The 20,517-nt window shown below is 61.4% G+C and carries 20 protein-coding genes; 13 read left to right on the forward strand and 7 right to left on the reverse strand.

The features are described from left to right. The first annotated feature begins 86 nt into the window (after positions 1-86). From OOZ53_RS22105 to OOZ53_RS22115, 3 genes are all read left to right on the forward strand, one after another. The gene (locus tag OOZ53_RS22105; protein WP_271091915.1) at positions 87-524 is read left to right on the forward strand and encodes a hypothetical protein; all 438 of its coding nucleotides are present in this window, start codon (positions 87-89) and stop codon (positions 522-524) included. Between the two features lie 158 nt (positions 525-682). Further along, the gene (locus tag OOZ53_RS22110) at positions 683-916 is read left to right on the forward strand and encodes a hypothetical protein (RefSeq protein WP_271091916.1); all 234 of its coding nucleotides are present in this window, start codon (positions 683-685) and stop codon (positions 914-916) included. A 190-nt stretch (positions 917-1,106) separates the two neighbouring features. Beyond that, positions 1,107-1,772 (forward strand): response regulator, encoded by a 666-nt coding sequence (locus tag OOZ53_RS22115; RefSeq protein ID WP_425499215.1) that lies wholly within the window; start codon positions 1,107-1,109, stop codon positions 1,770-1,772. A 26-nt stretch (positions 1,773-1,798) separates the two neighbouring features. On the opposite strand, the gene OOZ53_RS22120 is transcribed toward OOZ53_RS22115, so the two are convergent. Further along, positions 1,799-5,311, reverse strand: coding sequence for a PAS domain-containing hybrid sensor histidine kinase/response regulator (locus OOZ53_RS22120; RefSeq protein WP_271091917.1), 3,513 nt, complete (start codon positions 5,309-5,311; stop codon positions 1,799-1,801). A 233-nt stretch (positions 5,312-5,544) separates the two neighbouring features. On the opposite strand from OOZ53_RS22120, the gene mscL reads away from it, so the two are divergent. After that, positions 5,545-5,958: a large conductance mechanosensitive channel protein MscL gene (gene mscL / locus OOZ53_RS22125; RefSeq protein WP_271091918.1), complete on the forward strand. Its 414-nt coding sequence runs from the start codon at positions 5,545-5,547 to the stop codon at positions 5,956-5,958. A 96-nt stretch (positions 5,959-6,054) separates the two neighbouring features. After that, positions 6,055-7,224 carry a pyridoxal phosphate-dependent aminotransferase gene (locus OOZ53_RS22130; protein ID WP_271091919.1) on the forward strand — a complete coding sequence of 390 codons (1,170 nt, stop codon included), beginning with the start codon at positions 6,055-6,057 and terminating at the stop codon, positions 7,222-7,224. A gap of 6 nt (positions 7,225-7,230) precedes the next feature. Here OOZ53_RS22130 and hemA read toward each other — a convergent pair whose 3' ends face one another. Further along, positions 7,231-8,508 (reverse strand): 5-aminolevulinate synthase, encoded by a 1,278-nt coding sequence (hemA, locus tag OOZ53_RS22135; protein WP_271091920.1) that lies wholly within the window; start codon positions 8,506-8,508, stop codon positions 7,231-7,233. A 367-nt stretch (positions 8,509-8,875) separates the two neighbouring features. On the opposite strand from hemA, the gene OOZ53_RS22140 reads away from it, so the two are divergent. From OOZ53_RS22140 to OOZ53_RS22160, 5 genes are all read left to right on the forward strand, one after another. Beyond that, a complete protein-coding gene (locus OOZ53_RS22140; protein ID WP_271091921.1) occupies positions 8,876-10,219 on the forward strand; it encodes a substrate-binding protein in 1,344 nt (447 codons plus the stop codon). 89 nt (positions 10,220-10,308) lie between these two features. Then, a complete protein-coding gene (locus OOZ53_RS22145) occupies positions 10,309-11,334 on the forward strand; it encodes a branched-chain amino acid ABC transporter permease (protein WP_271091922.1) in 1,026 nt (341 codons plus the stop codon). A gap of 4 nt (positions 11,335-11,338) precedes the next feature. After that, entirely contained in the window at positions 11,339-12,478 is a 1,140-nt protein-coding gene (locus OOZ53_RS22150) for a branched-chain amino acid ABC transporter permease (protein WP_271091923.1), read from the forward strand. Positions 12,479-12,490: 12 nt separating this feature from the next. Next, a complete protein-coding gene (locus OOZ53_RS22155) occupies positions 12,491-13,252 on the forward strand; it encodes an ABC transporter ATP-binding protein (RefSeq protein WP_271091924.1) in 762 nt (253 codons plus the stop codon). Next, a complete protein-coding gene (locus OOZ53_RS22160; RefSeq protein ID WP_271091925.1) occupies positions 13,236-14,027 on the forward strand; it encodes an ABC transporter ATP-binding protein in 792 nt (263 codons plus the stop codon). The genes OOZ53_RS22155 and OOZ53_RS22160 overlap by 17 nt, the downstream gene beginning before the upstream one ends. Before the next feature lie 3 nt (positions 14,028-14,030). Here OOZ53_RS22160 and OOZ53_RS22165 read toward each other — a convergent pair whose 3' ends face one another. Further along, positions 14,031-14,519 (reverse strand): hypothetical protein, encoded by a 489-nt coding sequence (locus tag OOZ53_RS22165; RefSeq protein ID WP_271091926.1) that lies wholly within the window; start codon positions 14,517-14,519, stop codon positions 14,031-14,033. Between the two features lie 133 nt (positions 14,520-14,652). On the opposite strand from OOZ53_RS22165, the gene OOZ53_RS22170 reads away from it, so the two are divergent. Beyond that, complete coding sequence (locus OOZ53_RS22170) at positions 14,653-15,264, forward strand: LysE family translocator (protein ID WP_271091927.1); 612 nt, start codon at positions 14,653-14,655, stop codon at positions 15,262-15,264. A 30-nt stretch (positions 15,265-15,294) separates the two neighbouring features. Here the strand turns inward: OOZ53_RS22170 and OOZ53_RS22175 are convergent, their stop codons facing one another. The 4 genes from OOZ53_RS22175 to soxR all read right to left on the reverse strand — a co-directional run bounded on the left by OOZ53_RS22175 (position 15,295) and on the right by soxR (position 19,595). Then, entirely contained in the window at positions 15,295-15,819 is a 525-nt protein-coding gene (locus OOZ53_RS22175) for a tellurite resistance TerB family protein (RefSeq protein WP_271091928.1), read from the reverse strand. A gap of 328 nt (positions 15,820-16,147) precedes the next feature. Continuing rightward, the gene (locus tag OOZ53_RS22180; protein WP_271091929.1) at positions 16,148-17,431 is read right to left on the reverse strand and encodes an adenylate/guanylate cyclase domain-containing protein; all 1,284 of its coding nucleotides are present in this window, start codon (positions 17,429-17,431) and stop codon (positions 16,148-16,150) included. Between the two features lie 107 nt (positions 17,432-17,538). Further along, positions 17,539-19,011 carry an ATP-binding protein gene (locus tag OOZ53_RS22185; RefSeq protein WP_271091930.1) on the reverse strand — a complete coding sequence of 491 codons (1,473 nt, stop codon included), beginning with the start codon at positions 19,009-19,011 and terminating at the stop codon, positions 17,539-17,541. Positions 19,012-19,130: 119 nt separating this feature from the next. Beyond that, entirely contained in the window at positions 19,131-19,595 is a 465-nt protein-coding gene (gene soxR, locus OOZ53_RS22190) for a redox-sensitive transcriptional activator SoxR (protein WP_271091931.1), read from the reverse strand. A 102-nt stretch (positions 19,596-19,697) separates the two neighbouring features. Here soxR and OOZ53_RS22195 point away from each other — a divergent pair, with 102 nt between their 5' ends. Then, on the forward strand, positions 19,698-20,093 hold the full coding sequence (locus tag OOZ53_RS22195) for a VOC family protein (RefSeq protein WP_271091932.1): 396 nt from the start codon (positions 19,698-19,700) through the stop codon (positions 20,091-20,093). 28 nt (positions 20,094-20,121) lie between these two features. Next, positions 20,122-20,403, forward strand: coding sequence for a YjiS-like domain-containing protein (locus tag OOZ53_RS22200; protein WP_271091933.1), 282 nt, complete (start codon positions 20,122-20,124; stop codon positions 20,401-20,403). Positions 20,404-20,517 lie beyond the last annotated feature (114 nt).

The raw sequence follows: 20,517 nt of genomic DNA on the forward strand, positions 1-20,517 counted from the left end.
GTCTACAGCCTCGCGCATCGCATTTCTGGCACGATCATGAGCTAACTACACCGTCGGATCGAAATTATCACCGGGGGCATGCGGATATGAACCAGTTTTTTCGGATCAAGCCTTTTTACCCGGCGTGCCTGGCGCTGCTGCTTGCAGGCGCGCCGGCAGCCGCGCAGGAGAACCGCTTCGTGATCGAGCCCTCCGGCGACGGGTTTGTGCGGCTCGATTCCCATACGGGGGAAATTTCCGTCTGTTCCGACGTGGAGGGCCAGATCGTTTGTCGCATGGCAGCCGATGAACGGCGGGCCCTCGAAGAGGAAATCGATCTTCTGGAAGAGCGCATCGCGGTGCTGGAGCAAACGCTTGCGGAACGGCCCGGCGGACCGGAAAGCAGGTTTCCGACCGATGAGGAAATCGACCGCACCTTCGGGGTCATGGAAAAGCTCATGCGCCGTTTTCTGGGCGTTATGGAGGATATCGAGAAGGACAATTCCGGTCGAATTCCCGGCACGGATGCCCCGGACAGGACCTGACGCCGTAAACCTTAGTTGCATTGCCGGCAAACTATGTTTCTGGTTGGTGGACGCAGACCATTGAATGAGCGTAGGACCATCCCGATATATCGAATCAGGGCGGTGTAACTCGAAACGTGTTGGCAGGACGATGTCCGGTCAGCACCTGGAGGATCCTGTTGCCAAGCTACTATCTCAGCGAAAATCAGACAAATGGCGTATATGAAATTCACGCCGAGGGCTGTGTCCATTTGCCCGACCGCTATCACCGGCTTTATCTCGGTGAATATCCGAATGGCCGCCTGGCGCTCAAGAAAGCTGCGCTGCTTTGCTCCAATGTGAAGGTCTGCAGCGAATGCGGTGTTCCTGAACTGGCTTACCCCCAGCCTTTCCTGGTGCACCAGGCTTCCTGACGTCGGTCTGCTCCGGTTTATCGCGTCGAACAAAAACCTCCGGTGAAGAAATCTCTTTGCCTTGGCAGCCAAGCCCGGTAGCATTGGCTTCTGCAGAGCGACGAGCGATGCAGACGAGCGAGCCGGACTGATTGGGCGGGAGGAATCGATCTCTTTCAGGTGCGGCGGCCTCTGGGAGGGGGCGATCGAGTTGAGCAAGACATTTATAATTGCAGATGACCATCCATTGTTTCGCGGTGCCATGAGGCAGGCCCTTTCAGGCATCGAGGACGGGTTGGAGATCGTTGAAGCCGGCGATTTCGGCGCGGCGCGCAATGCCGCAAAGGAGCATCCGGAAGCCGATCTCCTGCTTCTCGACCTGACCATGCCCGGCGTCAGCGGCCTGTCCGGGCTGATCGCCCTGCGGGCAGAGTATGTCAGCCTTCCCGTGGTCGTGGTATCGGCGTCCGATGATCAGGCCACGGTGCGGCGCGCACTCGATCTCGGTGCATCAGGATTTATCTCCAAATCCGCCAGTATCGATGAAATCCGCGACGGTATCGCCGCCGTTCTGGCCGGCGAGATATGGACGCCGGGCGGTTTCGAACTCGGCCTCGAGCAGGATCCCGAGGTCGCCGAACTGATCAAGCGCCTGCAGACACTGACGCCCCAGCAGAGCCGGGTTCTCGGCATGCTTGCGGAAGGTCTGCTGAACAAGCAGATCGCCTATGAGCTCGGTGTTTCGGAGGCAACGATCAAGGCGCACGTATCGGCCGTTCTGCAAAAGCTCTCCGTCGACAGCCGGACCCAGGCCGTTATCCAGCTTTCGAAAATCGGCACCGAGGCACTCGATCGCGAGTCCGGCACCGTGCACTGATCACGGTGTGACCGACCAGATACGCTCTACTCCGCTGCTGACTTTCTTGCCGCCGCAATCTGATTGAGGAACGCCCGCAGCGCGGCGGGCCTTAGCGGCTTGTTGAAGATCGCAATGGACCGTTCTTCCGCCCTGTTGCGCACGTCGAGCGTCCTGTCGGCGGTCGCCAACACGGCCGGAATATCCACGTTCCAATGTGCCCTTATGCGCGTGATCGCCTCTATGCCGTTGCCGTCATCCAGGTGGTAATCCGCGATGACCGCATCGGGCGGTGCCGCCTGATCGCCCAGCAGCGCGCCAAGGTCTTCCAGACTGGCCGCCGTTGCAACACGGCAGTTCCAGCCCTCGAGAAGCAGCCGCAGTCCCTCGACGATCTTCGGCTCGTTGTCGATGCACAGGACACGCAGCCCGTCGAGCGAGGTCGGCGCGGTGGGCCGGCTGGGCCGGGCATCGGTCGCCTGAACCTGCCTGACATTGGTCTCGACCGGGATTTCCACCCGGAAATCGGTTCCCTTGCCCGGATTGGACGCCAGGTGAACGCGATGTCCCAAAACGCGTGCGATCCGGTCGACGATCGACAGGCCGAGACCCAGGCCGGATGCCGTCTTCGCCCCCTCGTCCAGCCGCGTGAATTCCCGGAAAACGATGTCGAAACTCGATCGCGGTATGCCGATGCCGGTGTCGATCACCTGAACGAACACGTTCTCCCCGCTGTGCCGCACACCGACGAGGACGCCGCCGCTTTGCGTGTATTTGATCGCGTTCGAAACGAGGTTCTGGATCAGGCGCCGCAACAGGTTCGGATCGCTGCGTACGAACGCCGATGTCGGAACGACCCGCAGATCGAGATCGCATTCCGCGGCCAGTGGCGAGAAATCGGTCTCGATCCGCCGCAGCACATCATTGAGCGGAAAACTCGAGATCTGCGGCTTCATGGCACCGGTGTCGAGCCGCGATATGTCGAGTACGGCGCCGAGAATGGATTCGACCGATTCCAGTGACGAATCGATATTCGTGACCAGCTCCTGGTTTTCCGATTGCCCGAGACGCTCGACCAGTGACGAAGAATAAAGTCGTGCGGCGTTCAGCGGCTGGAGAATATCGTGTCCGGCGGCGGCCAAAAAACGTGTCTTGCCGATATTGGCTTCCTCGGCCCGTGCCTGTGTCTGTGCCAGTTCGCCATTGACGCGCACCAGCTCGGCGGTTCGCTCCGCGACGCGCTGCTCCAGCGTCTCGTTCGCCTGTTCGAGCGCCTTTGCCGAAGCCACGCGTTCCGTGATGTCGGCATAGGTCGTGACCACGCCGGAATCGGGCATGGGATTGGAGCGGATTTCGATAATCCGGCCGGAGTCGACAAGCTTGACCGTCCAGGAGACGTCCATGGTCAGGAAGCTGTCGATGATTCCCTTGACCTGGTCTTTGCGGATATCGCCGCGGTCGGCCAGCATCTGCACGATGTCCTCAAGCGCGACGCCGACCTGGCCGACCGATTCGGGCAGGTCGAGCAGCGAGCGGAAGCGCCGGTTCCACACGCTCAGACGGTTGTTGCGGTCAAAGACCGTGATCCCCTGGTCCATCTGCCCGAGCGCGCTCTGCAGAAGGTCGCGGTTGTACTGCAAGGCCTCTGACGCTTCGTCCAGCAGCCGGGCCGTGTCGGAGGATGTGTCGTCCTCCTTCTGAAAGAGCAGCGAAAGGACGAGCCGGGCCGATGCGGAGCCGATGGCGCTGCCGAGCAACTGTTCCGCATAGCGCACCAGGTCCATGTCCGCCGGCGCGCTCGGCTCCAGCCAGCGGCCGCGTGTCGTCTCGTAGGTATGGAACGAGCGTTCCGTCCGCTCCGCGCCGAGATATTTGGTGATCGCCTGTTTGAGCTGCTTGACGGTGATTCCCGATTGCCACTCGTTGCGGGTCGGGCGGATCATGGACCGCTGCGGAATGAAAACGCCGGCCTGCATGCGCTCCAGCGGCCGGGCCGGCCGGCTCAGCGAGCCGGTGACGAACAGCGCCATGTTCACCAGAAGGCTGAGCAGCACACTGTTGACGAACGGGTCCGCGCCATCGCCGGAGAAGACATCGGTTCCGGGCAGCAGGAAATCGAGGACCGCGGCAGCAACGTGCGAATTGTCCGGGCCGCCAAGGCTCGGAACGAACAGGAGATAGGCCCAGACCAGCATGCCGCCGCAAAGACCGACGATCGCGCCGCGCGCGTTGGCGCCCTTCCAGATCAGGCCGCCGAACAGCGCCGGCGCGAACTGCGCCATTGCCGCAAAGGACAAAAGGCCGATCGAGGCAAGGCCGGCATCGATGTTGGCGGAGCGGTAATAGGCATAGCCCAGAAGCAGAATGCAGAAGATCGCGGTGCGGCGGATCTTCAGGATGATACCGGTGAAGTCGCCGAGGTCAGTACTGCGCCGGATGATGTTCTGCCGCAGCAGGACCGGCATCACGATATCGTTCGAAATCATGATCGCGACGGCCACGGAGGCAACGATCACCATCGCGGTCGCCGCCGAAAACCCGCCGATGAAGGTGGCAAGCGAAAGCCAGGAGATATCGTTGGCAAGCGGCAGCAGCAGCACGTACTGGTCGCCGGTGCCCGTTCCCTGCAGGGTCAGCACGCCGGCAAGGGCAATCGGTATGACGAAGAGATTGATGGCGATCAGGTAAATCGGGAAAAGGTAACCTGCGGTCTTCAGCTCGCTTTCGGTGCGGTTTTCCACAACGGTGACATGAAACTGCCGCGGCAGGACGACGATGGCGACGGCCGACAACATGGTCAGGACGATCCAGCGTGAGGTCGAGGTGTCGTAGCTGAGGGCGGCCATGGCGGCCTCGCTCTGCCGCGCCTGCTCCAGCAAATGTCCGGGTCCGTCGAACAGGACGAAAGTGGCGAAGAGGCCGACGGCGGTGAATGCGATCAGCTTGACCACGGATTCCATCGCAACGGCCAGGATCAGGCCGTTCTGGTGCTCCGTCGCGTCCGTGTGCCGCGTGCCGAAAATGACCGAAAAGCCGGCGAGAAGGAGCGTCACGACCAATGCCATGTCGGTCAGGAGGAACGATTCCGGCTGGGCCTCGAAAGGCGTGGCGGTGATGATGATGGTCACCGATGACGCGACGGCCTTGAGCTGCAGCGCGATGTAGGGGATCGTTCCGACAACGGCGATCGCCGCGACAATGCCCGCGACGGTCGGGTTCTTGCCATAGCGCGCGGCTATGAAGTCGGCGATCGATGTCAGCTTCTCGGCCTTCGCCAGATTGACGATGCGGCGAAGCACCGGCATGCCGATGGTGAACATCAGGATCGGCCCGAAATAGATGGCGAGAAACTCGTATCCGCGCTGGGCGGCGAGGCCGACGCCGCCGAAATAGGTCCATGAGGTGCAGTAGACGGCAAGGCTGAGCGCGTAGATCAGCGGCCGTCCGGTTGTGGCCGTTCCGCGCTGCGCCGCCGTTCTGCGGTCGCCATAGCTTGCGATCGCGAACAGGAGCAGCAGGTAAAGCAACGCCGCGGTTACGATCACCCAGCCCGCCAACATGAAAATCCCATTCCTTTCAAAACGATCGGACTGCCGGCAAGCATAAACACAAAGGTCCAGCAAGCAAATGCGGACAAAGTGGTATGCCTGACACGGCAGGTTTCGCCTTGTTTCGAACCTTCGATTGCGCGGGATCAGTCGTCGCAAATACAACCGTGTTTATTCAAGCGGGAAAAAGTATAATCTCGCATGGATGCAAGTAACGAATCGAAACTGAAATAAAGGGGGCCTCTATGTTGAAGGAATTTCAGGAGTTCATTGCAAAGGGCAATGTCATGGACCTCGCGGTCGGCGTCATAATAGGCGGGGCGTTCGGCCTGATCGTCAAATCGCTGACCGATGACGTCATCATGCCCATCGTCGGCGCCCTATTCGGCGGTTTCGATTTTTCGGACTACTTCATCCCGCTTTCCAGTGCCGTGACGGCATCGACGCTCGATGCGGCGCGCGAGCAGGGGGCTGTCCTGGCCTATGGCAATTTCATCACGGTTGCGCTCAACTTCCTGATCCTCGCCTGGATCATCTTTCTCATGATCAAGGCGGTGAACAATCTGCGCCGCAAGGAAGAGGAAAAGCCCGCCGCGCCGGCAGCACCGCCCGCCGATGTCCAGTTGCTGACGGAAATCCGCGACCTGCTCAAGAAGTAGTCGCCGACCTATCAGCGCCATCGATGGGTTTATAAGGGAAAATCGCGTGATTTTCCCCACCGCTGCCTATATTCCTCCGGAAACAGGCGGAGGAATATGGTGCGTTTTTTCGATGAGTTGAGCCCCCAGGCGCGCAATGCGCCGGAGAGCGCGATTGTGGCGGTGGTCAATCATGCCCGGCTTCGCGAGGACGTGATTCCGCTCTGGGTCGGCGAGGGCGACCGACCGACCCCGTCGTTCATCTATGATGCAACGATCAAATCGCTGCGCGACGGCGAAACCTTCTATACCTGGCAGCGCGGCATACCCGAGCTTCGCCAGGCCCTTGCCGACTACTATGGCCGGCATTTCGGCGGCGTCCACGATCCGGAAACCTTCTACGTGACCGGTTCGGGCATGCAGGCCATAAAGCTCACGGTCGAGGCGATCTGCAAGCCGGGCGACGAGATGGTCTATCTGTCGCCCGCCTGGCCGAACATCTTCGCCGCGCTGGAAATCTCCGGTTCCCGGGCTGTTCCGGTGACGCTGGACCATACGGAACGCGGCTGGACGCTCGATCTCGACAGGCTTTCCGACGCGATCGGTCCGTCGACGCGCGCGCTCTTCATCAACACGCCGTCCAACCCGACCGGCTGGACGGCAAGCCACGAGGAACTGGAGGCGATACTTGCCCTCGCGCGGCAGGCGGGTATCTGGATTATCGCCGACGAAATTTACGCGCGTTACTTTTATGCGGGCCATCGTTCACCGTCATTTCTTGACGTCGCCGGCGAGGACGATCGCATTATTTTCGTCAATTCCTTTTCCAAGAACTGGTCCATGACCGGATGGCGTGTCGGCTGGATCAAGGCGCCGCCCGAGCTTGGACAGGTGTTCGAGAATCTCATCCAGTATTCGACATCCGGTGTCGCCCAGTTCATGCAGCGCGGCGCCGTGGAAGCGCTTGAAAAGGGCGACGACTATGTCGAGGAACAAAAAGACCGGGCCGCCCACGCCCGCGATCTTCTGTGCGACGCCCTGATGGCCACCAACCGGGTGCGTCTCCTCAAGCCGGAAGGAGCGTTCTACGCGTTCTTCTCGATCGCCGGAATGGAGAGTTCACACGAGGCGGCGTACCGGATCGTGGACGAGGCGGATGTCGGCCTGGCGCCCGGTTCCGGATTCGGACCGGGTGGCGAAGGCTTCCTGCGGGCCTGTTTCCTGCGCCGCATCGACCATATCGAGGCGGCCGCCGACCGCCTCGCGCGTTTCATTTCCAAGGGTTGATCTGGACTAGCCGCCGGCCTTTGGAACGGTGAGCTTGACGATGCGGTCCGAGCCAACGGGCGTTTCGTCGCTGCCGGCGGCGAACGGAATGCCCAGCGTAAGCCAGACTTCCCTGACCGCCTCGCACAATTCCGCGATCAGCCGGTCGTCGTGGAACGGGCTCGGCGTGATCCGCAGCCGCTCGGTCCCGCGCGGCACCGTCGGATAGTTGATCGGCTGGATGTAGATGCCGTGCACATCCAGAAGCCGGTCGGACGCCTTCTTGCACAGTTCCGGATCACCGACCAGCAGCGGCACGATATGGGTCTGCGACGGCATGACCGGAAGCCCGGCCTCCGTCAGCGCCTTCTTCGTCGCCTGGGCTTGGCGCTGATGCGCCGTACGCTCGTCCTGCGACGACTTAAGGTGACGGATCGATGCGGTCGCAGCCGCCGCGATCGCCGGTGGCAGAGCGGTGGTGAAGATGAAGCCGGGCGCATAGGACCGCACGGCATCGATGACCGCGCGCGGCCCGGTGATATAGCCGCCGAGCGCGCCGAAGGCCTTGGCGAGCGTTCCCTCGATGATGTCGATCCGGTCGGCAAGGCCGTCACGGTCGGTGATGCCGCCGCCGCGGTTGCCATACATGCCGACGGCATGCACTTCGTCGATATAGGTCATGGCGCCGTATTTGTCGGCGAGGTCGGCGATCGCCTCGATGGGTGCGATGTCGCCATCCATGGAATAGACCGATTCAAAGACGATCAGCTTGGCACGCTGCGGATCGGCGGCGCGCAGCAGCCCTTCGAGATGTTCCAGATCGTTGTGGCGGAAGATCTTCTTCTCGCTGCCGGAACGCTTGACGCCTTCGATCATGGACGAGTGGTTGAGCTCGTCGGAAAGGATCAGGCAGTTGGGAAGCAGTCGGGCTATGGTCGAGATCGACGCTTCGTTCGAGATGAAACCGGAGGTGAAGACAAGCGCCGCTTCCTTGCCGTGCAGATCGGCCAGTTCCAGTTCCAGCTCGACCAGCGGATGATTGGTTCCGGAAATGTTGCGGGTGCCGCCGGCACCCGAGCCCATGCGCCCGGCGGCTTCGCAAAGCGCCGAGATCACATCTTCGTTCTGGCCCATGCCGAGATAGTCGTTGGAGCACCAAACGGTAACCTCGCGCGCCGCGCCGCCGGCGCGATGAATGGCGCGGGGAAATTTTCCGACCATGCGTTCCAGATTTGCGAAGACACGATAGCGTTTTTCGGCGTGCAGCTGGTCGACTGCGTCCTGAAAGATGCCCCGATAATCCATGGAAGTCTCAACTCCGGTTCGCCGACTGCACGCCGCGTGTGGCGGCCTATAGCGGACTGCACTCATCCCTGACGTGTTCTGTCCGATTATCCGACAGGCATTCATGCCGTCCTACCAGACTTTAGATGCACTCTAAACAGGAAAATATGCCGCAGTATTGATCACGATCAAGCCGACAGGGCTATTCCGGCAAATTTTTCGACGCCGATTCAGTCAGGATATCGCGCGCCGCATTCGACGAAAGTCTCATAGACCATAGTCTTATAACCGAATGGATTATTGCGCCTTTTTCGCGTGTGACTAGCATCTGGAGCGTTCCGTTGAGAGGAAGCGGGACACTCGATCAGCGACATTCGGGAGGAATTCAATGTCCAAATTTACCATGACACGTCGTGGCTTGCTGAAAGCGGGCGCGGCATCGGGTGTTGCGCTTGCAGCGCCGATGAGCTTTGTGCGCGGTGCCTACGCCCAGGATTTCTGCAACATGCCGACAGGCGGCAGCGTTACGCTGGGCTTCAACGTGCCACAGTCCGGACCTTATGCCGATGAGGGCGCCGATGAGCTGCGCGCATATCAGCTCGCAACGAAGCACCTCAACGGTGAAGGCGACGGCGGTCTCCTCAACACGTTCTCGTCCAAGGCCCTGAAGGGCAATGGCATCCTCGGCAAGAAAGTCGAGTTCGTCACGGGCGATACGCAGACCAAATCCGACGCCGCCCGCGCTTCCGCGAAGCGGATGATCGAAAAGGACGGCGCCATCATGATCACCGGCGGCTCGTCCTCCGGTGTTGCGGTTGCCGTGCAGGGCCTTTGCCAGGAAATGGGCGTCATCTTCATGGCCGGTCTGACCCACTCCAATGACACGACGGGCAAGGACAAGCGGCGCTATGGTTTCCGCCACTTCTTCAACGCCTACCAGTCTGGTCTTGCGCTTGGCCCGATCCTCGCCGAAGAGCTCGGCAAGGACCGCACTGCCTATCACCTGACCGCCGACTACAACTGGGGCTGGACCCAGGAAGAGTCGATCAAGGACGCCACCGAAGGTCTCGGCTGGCAGACTGCCAATGCCGTGCGCACGCCGCTCGGTGCCGGCGACTTCTCGCAGTATCTGACGCCGGTTCTCAACTCCGGTGCGGACGTCTTGATCCTGAACCACTACGGCAAGGACATGGTCAACTCGCTGACCCAGGCCGTCCAGTTCGGCATGCGCGAGAAGCAGGTCAACGGCAAGGACTTCCAGATCGTCGTGCCGCTCTTCTCCCGCCTGATGGCACAGGGTGCCGGCGAGAACATCAAGGGCATTCTGGGCACCACCAACTGGAACTGGTCGCTGCAGGACGAGGGCTCCAAGGCATTCGTCAAGTCCTTCGGCCAGGAATACGGCTTCCCGCCGTCCCAGGCCGCGCAGACCTGCTACGTCCAGGCGCTGCTCTATGCCGATGCCTGCGAACGCGCCGGAACCTTCTATCCGCCGGAAGTCATCAAGGCGCTGGAAGGCTTCGAGTTCGACGGCATGGGCAATGGTGCAACCCTTTACCGCGGCGCCGACCACCAGTGCTTCAAGGAAGTGCTCGTGGTGAAGGGCAACGAGAACCCGCAGTCGCAGTTCGACCTTCTGGAAGTTGTGAAGATCGTGCCGCGCGAGCAGGTCACCTACGACGCCTCCATCTTCGGCGGCGATCTGGGACCGGCAGACGCCAAGACCTGCTAAGCCAACTATACGGCTTGAAACCGAAATCGCCGACCGGCCGCCCGCGCGGCCGGCCGGCAAAGCGATAGCTTGAACGGGGGCACATCTCCATGGATGCGATTTTACTTCAGCTGCTGAACGGTCTCGACAAGGGCGGCGCCTACGCGCTGATCGCGCTGGGCCTGACGCTGGTTTTCGGGACGCTCGGCGTGGTCAATTTCGCCCATGGCGCTCTGTTCATGCTCGGTGCATTCTGTGCCGTCACCTTCAACAAGCTTCTGGGCCTGGAAAAGGTGGTCGTCGACGAAACCCAGACGACCGCGTGGGGAACCGCGCTGGAGATCAGGACTCCTTACATCGAATCCTGGTTCGGTGAATTCGGCAGCTTCCTGCTCAACTACTCCGTTCCCGTCTCCATCATTGTTGCCATACCGGTGATGCTGGTGATCGGCATCGTCATGGAGCGCGGCCTGATCAAGCACTTCTACAAGCGGCCCCATGCCGACCAGATTCTGGTCACATTCGGCCTGGCGATCGTGCTCCAGGAGATCATCAAGCACTATTTCGGCGCCAACCCGATACCCCAGGCAGCGCCCGCCGCCGTCGCCGGTAGCGCCGATATCGGCGCTTGGCTGGGTCTCGGAGACGGTCTCGTCTATCCCTGGTGGCGGCTTGTCTATTTCGGCTTTTCCGCCGCCGTCATTGCCGCGGTCTTTGCCTTCCTGCAGTTCACCACCTACGGCATGGTCGTGCGTGCCGGCATGCGTGACAGCGAGACGGTCGGCCTGCTCGGCATCAATATCCAGAAACGTTTCACCGTGGTGTTCGGCATCGCCGCCGTCGTGGCAGGCCTCGCCGGCGTCATGTACACCCCGATCCTCCCCCCCGACTATCACATGGGCATGGACTTCCTGGTCCTGTCCTTTGTGGTGGTCGTCGTGGGCGGCATGGGTTCGCTGCCCGGCGCCGTGCTGGCCGGCTTCCTGCTTGGCGTCCTTCAGTCCTTTGCCTCGATGAACGCCGTCATGACCATTTTCCCGGGCATCAACCAGATCATCATCTACCTGGTTGCGGTCGTCATTCTGTTGACCATGCCGCGCGGACTTCTTGGCCGCGAAGGCGTGATGGAGGACTAGAACCATGAAAGAGATGCTCAACAGAGAACCGTTCGCCCTGGCCGCATTCTCGCTGGTCATCCTGCTGATGCCGATCTGGCTGACACCCTTCGGCGCCAACTATCCTGACCTTCTGCAGAAATTCGCGATCTTCGCGATCTTCGCCATGGGCTTCAACATCCTGTTCGGCCTGACCGGTTACCTGTCCTTCGGTCACGCCGCCTTCCTGGGCGTCGGCTCCTACGCGGCGGTCTGGTCCTTCAAGCTGTTCACCATGAATGTGATACCGGCGATCTTTTTCGGTGTTGCCTTTGCCGGGATCTTCGCACTGGCGATCGGTTATGTGAGCCTGCGCCGTTCCGGTATCTATTTCTCGATCCTGACGCTTGCCTTCGCGCAGATGTCCTACAATCTGGCCTATTCGGTGCTGACGCCGATCACCAATGGCGAGACCGGGCTGCAATTGACGCTTCAGGATCCGCGCATCATCGACAATGCCTTCACGACGCCGGGCGCCGGCCTGCCGGAGACAAACCTGTTCGGCATCGACATGAGCGGCTATCCGGGCTTCTATTTCTGTGCCGTCGTTCTGATCATCTGCTTCTTCATCACAAGGCGCATCTTCAATTCGCCCTTCGGGCTGACGTTGCGCGGCATCAAGTCGAACCAGAACCGCATGGGCTATACCGGCCTCAACACCAGGCCCTACACGCTGACCGCCTTTGTCATCTCCGGCATGTTCGCCGGTCTTGCCGGATCGCTTCTGGCCGTGACGGACCCGCTTGCCGGCGCCGAGCGCATGCAGTGGACAGCGTCCGGCGAGGTCGTGCTGATGACCATCCTCGGCGGTGTCGGAACCCTGATCGGGCCGATGCTCGGCGCCTGGCTGATCAAGTATCTGGAAAACATCTTCTCCTCCTTCAACGAGATCACGCTGGAGCATTTCTTCTCGTTCCTGCCCGAAGGTCTGCAATCCTTCGCGGTGGAACTGGCCAGCCTGTTTGTCGGCGAAGGCTGGCACCTGACGCTGGGCGTGCTGTTCATGCTGATCGTCATCTTCCTGCCGGGCGGCCTGATGGAGGGTTGGCGGCGTCTGCTGCGGCGCTTCTCCGGAGGCGGCGGCGGAAAATCGGAACCGGCCGCGGCCGTTCAACCGGCGGAATAGGAGGGCATTGCCATGGTTGCAAACAGCGTTCTTCACGTGGCCGATGTCCACAAGAGCTTCGGCGGATTGAAGGCACTCAGCGATGTCGACCTCAATGTCGAGGAAGGCACCACCCACGCCATTATCGGCCCCAACGGCGCCGGCAAGTCGACCTTGCTCAATGTCTGCGTCGGCCGCATCAGGCCCGACAGCGGCCACGTGGTCTTCAACGGCGAGGTGCTCGACAATCACACGCCCTTCGAAATCAACCAGCTCGGCGTTTCGCGGGTCTTCCAGACGCCGGAGATCTTCTCCGACCTGACACTGCTCGACAATGTCATGATACCGGCATTCGCCAGCCGCGACGGCGCCTTCAGCCTGAGGCCGTTCTCGAAGCTCAGGCACGAGGCGACGATCCGCGAGGAAGCGGAAAAGACCCTTGCCGATGTCGGCCTTGAAGTGATGAAGGACCGCGAGGCGGGATCGCTCTCACGCGGCGACAAGCGCCGGCTGGAGCTTGCCATGTGCCTGATCCAGCATCCGAAGCTCCTGCTTCTGGACGAGCCGACGGCCGGTATGTCGCGTCACGACACCAATCGCACGGTTGATCTTTTGAAGACCATCAAGGAGCGTGGTATGACAAAGGTCATCATCGAGCATGATATGCATGTGGTGTTTTCGCTCGCGGACAAGATCTCGGTCCTGGCACAGGGCCGGATAATCGCATCGGGAACACCGGACGAGATCAAAGGGAACCCGAAGGTACAGGAAGCTTATCTTGGCGGAGCGCACTGACATGCTGACGAAAACCGATGCAACCAATCTTGAGGTTGCCGAACTCGAAATCCCTCGTCCGGACCCGAAAGATTCCTTCTTCAGCGTCCGCGACATTCACGCCTATTACGGCGAATCCTACATCGTTCAGGGCATATCGCTGGATCTGAACGAAGGCGAGATCCTGGCGCTGCTGGGCCGCAACGGCGCCGGCAAGACGTCGACGTTGCGCACCATCGCCCGCGTCGACGATCCGGAGCTGAAACGCGGCGAAATCTATCTCGGCGGCCAGAGCCTGCACGACAAGAAGTCCTACCAGGCGGCCCAGATGGGCATCCAGCTTGTGCCGGAAGATAGGCGCATTATCGGCGGGCTGACTGTGGAGGAAAACCTGATCCTGTCGCAGGTCGAGGAGCCGCTCGGTTGGGAACTGGAGCGTATCTACGAGCATTTCCCGCGTCTGGCCGAGCGCCGCTCCCAGATCGGAACCACGCTTTCGGGCGGCGAGCAGCAGATGCTGGCGGTCGCACGCGCGCTCGCCCGCGACGTCAAGCTGCTGCTGCTCGACGAGCCCTATGAGGGCCTGGCGCCGGTCATCGTGCAAGAGATCGAAAAGATCGTCCGCCAGATCAAGGAAATCGGCATCACCACCATCATCGTCGAGCAGAACGCCGTCGCGGCCCTGAAGCTCGCCGACAAGGCCGTCATCGTCGATATGGGCGAGGTGGTCTATTCCGGCGCTGCCCAGGACGTCCTCGACGACGAGGATCTGCGCAACGAATATCTGGCGATTTAGGCATCAGGGCAGGGTAATGCGCAGCATGCCCTGCAGATAGGCGCTGCCGCCCTTGTCGATGGCATCGATCCGGCGACCGGAAAATTCGCCGGTGCCGGTTGCCTCAGTGAACCGGCCGCTGCCTGAAAAATCCTCGAAAGCGGCCCTGACGGCAACGCCTCCATCCTTGGTGGCCTCTGCCGTGCCGCTATAGGGCGCCCTCAGCTCCGATCCGTCTTCGAAGGTCCACAGCGCATAACCGTGGAACTTCCCGGAACCTTTCACAAGGTCGAACCAGCCATCATAGCGGTGAACGGCAATTTCACCGTCGGCAAAGATCGCAAGGCCGCGGAATTCGGCGATGCCGACCAGATGATCCGGATTGTCGAGGATAGGCGTGGCGTTTGAGGCGCGCACATGCATGACGGCCTGGTAGTCGAGCGTGAGCGTTTCGGCCCGCAATGGTCCGATAGCTGCCAGGAACAAGGCTGCCGCAATTACGAGCCGTATCATCTGCGTTCCTCCAATTGATCGCCCATTGGCGCACAAAGCGCCGGGTCCGGCAAGCCGGTGCCCGGTCGCGCTTGTCCCCGGCCGGAAAATCTGATCACATGCGGCGCTGATTGTCGGGAGCCGGAGCAAGGGCATGACACTTGAATATCTGCTGACCGCGCTGGTCGTCGTGCTTCTGCCTGGACCCGGCGTCCTTTATACGCTTGCCATCGGGCTGTCGCGCGGCTGGCGCGCAAGCGTTCTGGCGGCCTTCGGCTGCACATTGGGCATCGTCCCGAGTGTCGCGGCAAGCATCGCCGGCCTTGCCGCCCTTCTTCATACCAGCGCGCTCGCCTTCCAGATCGTCAAATATCTCGGCGTTGCCTATCTGCTCTATATGGCCTGGGGCCTGCTTCGCCAGGGCGGCGCACTCGATGTCTCGGGGGACGTTGCACGAAGATCGGGCGTTAAAGTGGTGATCGGCGGCATCCTCCTGAATATCCTCAATCCGAAGCTGTCGCTTTTCTTTCTGGCCTTCCTGCCGCAATTCGTGCCGGCGGGCGCCACCGATGCGACAGCACAAATGCTTTCGCTGGCGGGCGTCTTCATGCTGCTGACATTCATCGTCTTCGTCGGCTACGGGGCTTTTGCGGCCGCGGCGCGGCGCCACGTCATCTCAAAGCCCGCTGTCATGCGCTGGATGCGGCGCGGCTTCGCCGGCGCTTTCGCTGCCTTGGGCGTTCGTCTGGCGACAGCAGAAGCCTAGAGCGGGTTTGTAGTATCGATCGCTTACCGGTCAGGTGTTGATGTTCAAGCCGTTTTGCAGACGCAGAACAGCAGCCGCACCTGCAACGCCGGGCCCGCCTGAAAGCTTGATGGTTTGATTTGCCATGTCGATCACATCGCGTTTTTCGTCATCATCCAGCTTGCTATTCAACAATGGGATTAGACGACGAATCACATTGTTGATGTCCGGAACTTCCCTGCATGCCCATTTTGCAAATGCCAAGTGCTCCTCCGGACTGGTTGCACCGGTGTTTTTCTGGAGAGCCGCCTTGATGCCGTCCTCGGTCTCCCGCGTCATCGGGTTGTCTGCCTCGGCAATCCCGACAAGCAGAACCGCGACTGCAAGAATCGGATCGTCAATCCCGGTTAGGACAGAGTCCCGCGCCTTATCGCGGAACTTCTTCCTGTTATATGCGCCTTTGGCTCGACCGATTGCATCGGCTGCATCGTGGATGACCTCACGTGATTGCTGATACCTGAAATACCAGACGCCGATGGCCGCGATAATGGCAAGAACAATGCCGACTATGTGCATAGTGGAATCCCTCATCCTGATGCACGCGGTGGCTTGATTGTGTAATCGAAGAAGCCACACTTGCACAACCAAAGGTCTATTGCAGCGTGATTGCAATCACAAGAGATGTGCAATTCGAACGGGAGAAAACCGGATCCGCCAAGCTGAATTCTCAAACGGTCGCCAAATCCACAAATGAGTGTTTTTCGCATTTATTGACCGGTCCGAAACACACCGATCGCGAACATGCTGGCGGCCCTGCAAGACGTATGCAGCGGGTTTCCATAAGGAGGCTGAGGCCCGGCAGTGCCTTAGCGACACTGGGAATATGTCTCGCAAAGGCGGAGGCTTAGTGCCGGATAACCGGCGGCTCGTCGCCGACCTTGCCGTCCTGCTCCGCGCCGATTGCCTCGGTGGCGACGCCCCGCTCGGCGGTCTTTGGCGTGAACAGTTCGATTTCCTGTGACACGCCGGCAAGCCGGTGCTTGCCGGTCGAGACCCAGGCGTCCGGCTCGCTTGCGGCGACTTTCGCCGTGACCAGCGCCTGCGCTTCCACGCCCTTGGTTAGCGTCTCGATGCGCGACACCTCGTTGACCGTCGGGCCGATGACCGAGAAGGTCAGCCGTTCCTCGACGCCGATATTGCCGAACATCACCTTGCCCGTATTGAGGCCGACGCCAAAGCGGATCGCGACCCGGTTATCCTTCGTGCGTTCGCTGTTGACCGTCTCGCGCATGGCAAAGGCGTCCCGCAGGGCGCTGGTTGCCGCCGCCGCGGCTTTCTGCAGCTCTTCGTCGGTATCATAGGGAAAGATCGCCAGAACCGCGTCGCCGATGAAATCGAGCACTTCGCCGCCATGCTTGATGGCAGAGCCGGCCGTGCATTCGTAATAGGCGTTGAGCAGGTCGAAATAGGCATCCGGCGCCATGGTATCGGCGAGCGCGGTCGAATCGCGCAGGTCGGAGAGCCAGACAACAGCCTGTGTTTCCTGCCCGTCGCCGCGCTTGATGGCGCCGTCAAGCACCTGTCGGCCCGCCTTGGCGCCAAGATAGGTTTCGACGATATTGCCGGCAATGCGCGACTGGATTGCCGTCTTGCAGGCGACCGCCATGCGGCGCTGGATCTTCTGAAGCGCCGCGACGTCGTCCTCGGTGAAGCCGCCGGGACGGTCGGACGCCCAGGCGACAATCATGCCGAAAACCTTCTGATCCACCTGCTTCGCGTCGCTGTCGAAGGATGTCGCGATGGTCAGGTAGTCCGTCATTCCCTGCTCGATCAGGTCCTCGAGGATCGGGAAATCGACCAGCTTGTCCGGGCCGGCCAGCTTGCGGCGCAGAACATCGATATCGTGCTCGAACATGAAGTACATCGGGCTCTGCAGGTAGTCCTCCGAGCGCTCGGCCTGGTGCCGGAACCGGTCGAGCACCGGCTCCTTGCCGCGCTCCCACAGCACGGTTTCCGCCTGGAACAGCGGATGCAGCGTCGGCCAGGAGATGCGCGCCCGCCCAAGCGGCACGCCGGCGGCATAGAGCCGCTGACAGACCGCCGCGAACATGTCGACAATGTCGGGTTCGCTCAGCGCCTGATCGATCAGCCACTCGCCGATCCCTTTGATAAGTGTGCTTTCAGCCATTTTCGTCGCCCGGTCGCATGATGTCGCGTGATTCTGTCTCGAGGCTATAAATTGTCGTCCAGACGCCAAAATACAAGGGAGTGCCCGCGCTTACTGCCAGGTCGCTGTCAGGAGGACCTGACTTCCGCCGCATCCGGATCGCCCGGTTCCGTGCGCCATCCGAGGTCCGGAAGAACGATCACGCGCCGGCCGCGCAGGTCGTTCGAACAGACCAGGAAACCGTTTTCCTCCATATAGCCGAGCAGCCAGCGGGCCCGGCCCGGAGAGCGCGTGCCGTAGGCGGTGGCGATGGCCTGGTTGGAGGGGCACGGTTCGTTCTGCGCGGCGGCGCGAGCCAGCAACAGAAAGGCGGCCCGCATATTGTCGGGCAGTTGCGCCGAGATGCGTGTGGCCTGCCGCCATTCCTCGTCATCCACCGAACCGGCCGCGCCGCCCGCCCGAGCCACGGACAGCAGATCCTGGAAAGCCGTCAGGTCCGGCGCGGGAGAAATTTTTCCGATGCGGCAGCGCACCTGAAAGTCCTGGTAGAGGATGGCGGCAGGCTGAAAAGCGGCGTCCGGATCCTCGACCATATCGGCAAGGATTGCGTCGATTGCCGTGTCCCGTTCCTCGGCGTCCATGCCGTCTTCGGGTGCGGCTTCGGGCGGGGCTGCGGAAAGCTGCTGCAGCACACCGGACGGATCGACCGGTCGCGGCGCCGGGCGCTCGATGGGCGGCGGAGCCGTTTCTGCGGAGGCGAAGAGGAGTTCTTCCGCCGTTTCGCCGGCCAGTTGTTCGGGCAGCGGCATGAGTTTCGGGCTCGATCCCATGCCCTTTGTCTTCACCGGGCCGATCGCCACCTGCAGGGGCCGCCGGCTCAGAGCCGGACCGAGCGCCACGAACTGGCCCCGGTCGAGATTGCGGAACGTTTCGGCCTGCCGGCGCTCCATGCCGAGCAGGTCCGAGGCCCGCGCCATGTCGATATCGAGAAAGGTGCGCCCCATGAGGAAATTCGAGGCTTCGGCGGCAACGTTCTTGGCGAGCTTGGCCAGGCGCTGCGTGGCGATGATGCCGGCCAGCCCGCGCTTGCGGCCGCGGCACATCAGATTGGTCATGGCGCCGAGCGAGGCGCGCCGCGCATCCTCTGTGAATTCGCCGGAAGCGGTCGGCGCGAAAAGCTGCGCCTCGTCGACGACGACCAGCATCGGGTACCAGATATCGCGCGGCACCTCGAAGAGACCGTTGAGGAACGCGCCGGCCGCCTTCATCTGGCCGTCCGCGTCGAGGCCCTCGAGATTGAAGATCACCGAAACGCGGTGCTGGCGCACCCGCGCCGCGATCGTCTGGATATCCCGTTCCGTGCCATTGGCATCGACAACCACATGGCCGAATTCGTCGGCGAGCGACACGAAATCGCCCTCCGGATCGATCACTGCCTGCTGAACCCATTGCGCGCTCTGCTCGAGGATCCGCCGCAACAAATGCGACTTGCCTGACCCGGAATTGCCCTGCACAAGCAGGCGGGTCGCCAGCAGTTCCTCCAGGTCCATTGCGGCGGCGCAGCCGGATGTCTGGGTGCCGAGTTCGATTTGAACGGTCATGCGGCTGTTCGGTCGCTCAGATGGCTGTTTACGAAGAATTCGGTGACCGGGAATCCGGTAAGGCCGGATTAGCAGAGCGGGCGCGCAGGGTGCAATACGGGCAAAGCCGTTTGCTGTGGTCAGTCCCCGATTTCCGCGGGATCGTCACCGAGCAGGTAACGCGGGCCCGAACCGTAGCGGCGCGCCCGGTCTTCCGGGTTGTAGAGCTTGCACTTCTTCAACGAAAGGCATCCGCAGCCGATGCACCCGTCCAGGTCGTCGCGCAGCCGGGTCAGCGTCGAGATTCGCGCGTCGAGTTCGTGCCTAAAGCCACGGCTGATCTTCGACCAGTCCGCCTTGGTTGGTGTGCGCTCCAGCGGCAGCGACTGAAGCTGCTCGCGGATCTCGCCGATGGTGAAACCGAAGCGCTGGGCGATCTGCACGAAGGACAGGCGCCTGATATCGGACCGCAGGAACCGCCTTTGACCGCCCGCATTGCGTTCCGCCGTCAGCAGGCCTTCGGTTTCGTAGTAGCGGATCGCCGAGACCGCCAGTCCGGTCCGACGCGCCAATTCGCCTATCGATAGCCTGTCACTCGCCTTCATCCGGTGCACCAAACGACATCGAAAAAATATCTTGACCTCAAGTTAGCTTGAGGAATTAGAATGTCAACATAAGCGTTTCGAATGACAAGAATGGAGACCAGGATGACAAGCGCGATGTTGGAACATGTGAACTTCACGGTCAGCGATCCGGTCGCCACGGCGAACCGGCTGTGCGGCCTGTTCGGCTGGCGCGTTCGCTGGCAGGGGCCGGCCATCGATGGCGGCATGAGCGTTCATGTCGGCGCGGACGACAGCTATCTGGCGCTCTACACGCCAGGTAAGGGTGTCGATGCCAAGTCGAACAGTTACCGGATGACGGGCGGCCTCAACCATGTGGGTATCGTTGTCGACGATCTCGACGCGGTCGAGAAGAAGGTGATCGCCGCGGGTCTGGAGCCGCATTCCCACGCCGATTACGAGCCGGGACGGCGTTTTTACTTCCATGACGAGGATGGCATCGAATTCGAAGTGGTCAGCTATGCCACCGTTCCGGCCTGAGGCCGCATGATGAGTAGGGAGAGATGATATGACGAACTATCTCGGCAACATTCGCGCCTCGACGCTCCGCAGCCGCAATGCCGGGTGGAGCATTGCCGGCTCGCGGCTGGCGCAGGCCTTTGCCCGTTACAGAAACCGCCGCGATGTGCGTTCGATGCAGGCACTCAGCGACCACCTTCTTGGCGATATCGGTCTGACGCGCAGCGACCTGCGATACGCCCTGCGCGGCGGACCGCTGGAGGACCCGTCGGCGGACCTGACGCGCGCGGCCCTGCGCAACCGTTCGCGGCGTTTTTCGAAGACAGAGTGAGATCGGTCTCCGGCACCCGATGCCCTGCAACACGCCTCGGGTGTCTCCCCAGCAGGCTTTCACCTTGCCTGCTCACTTCCGGCGGCCACCGTCACGGCCGCCGGTTTTTAATTA

Source organism: Allohoeflea poritis (genome assembly GCF_027889715.1).
In the GTDB taxonomy this organism is placed as follows: domain Bacteria; phylum Pseudomonadota; class Alphaproteobacteria; order Rhizobiales; family Rhizobiaceae; genus Hoeflea_A; species Hoeflea_A poritis.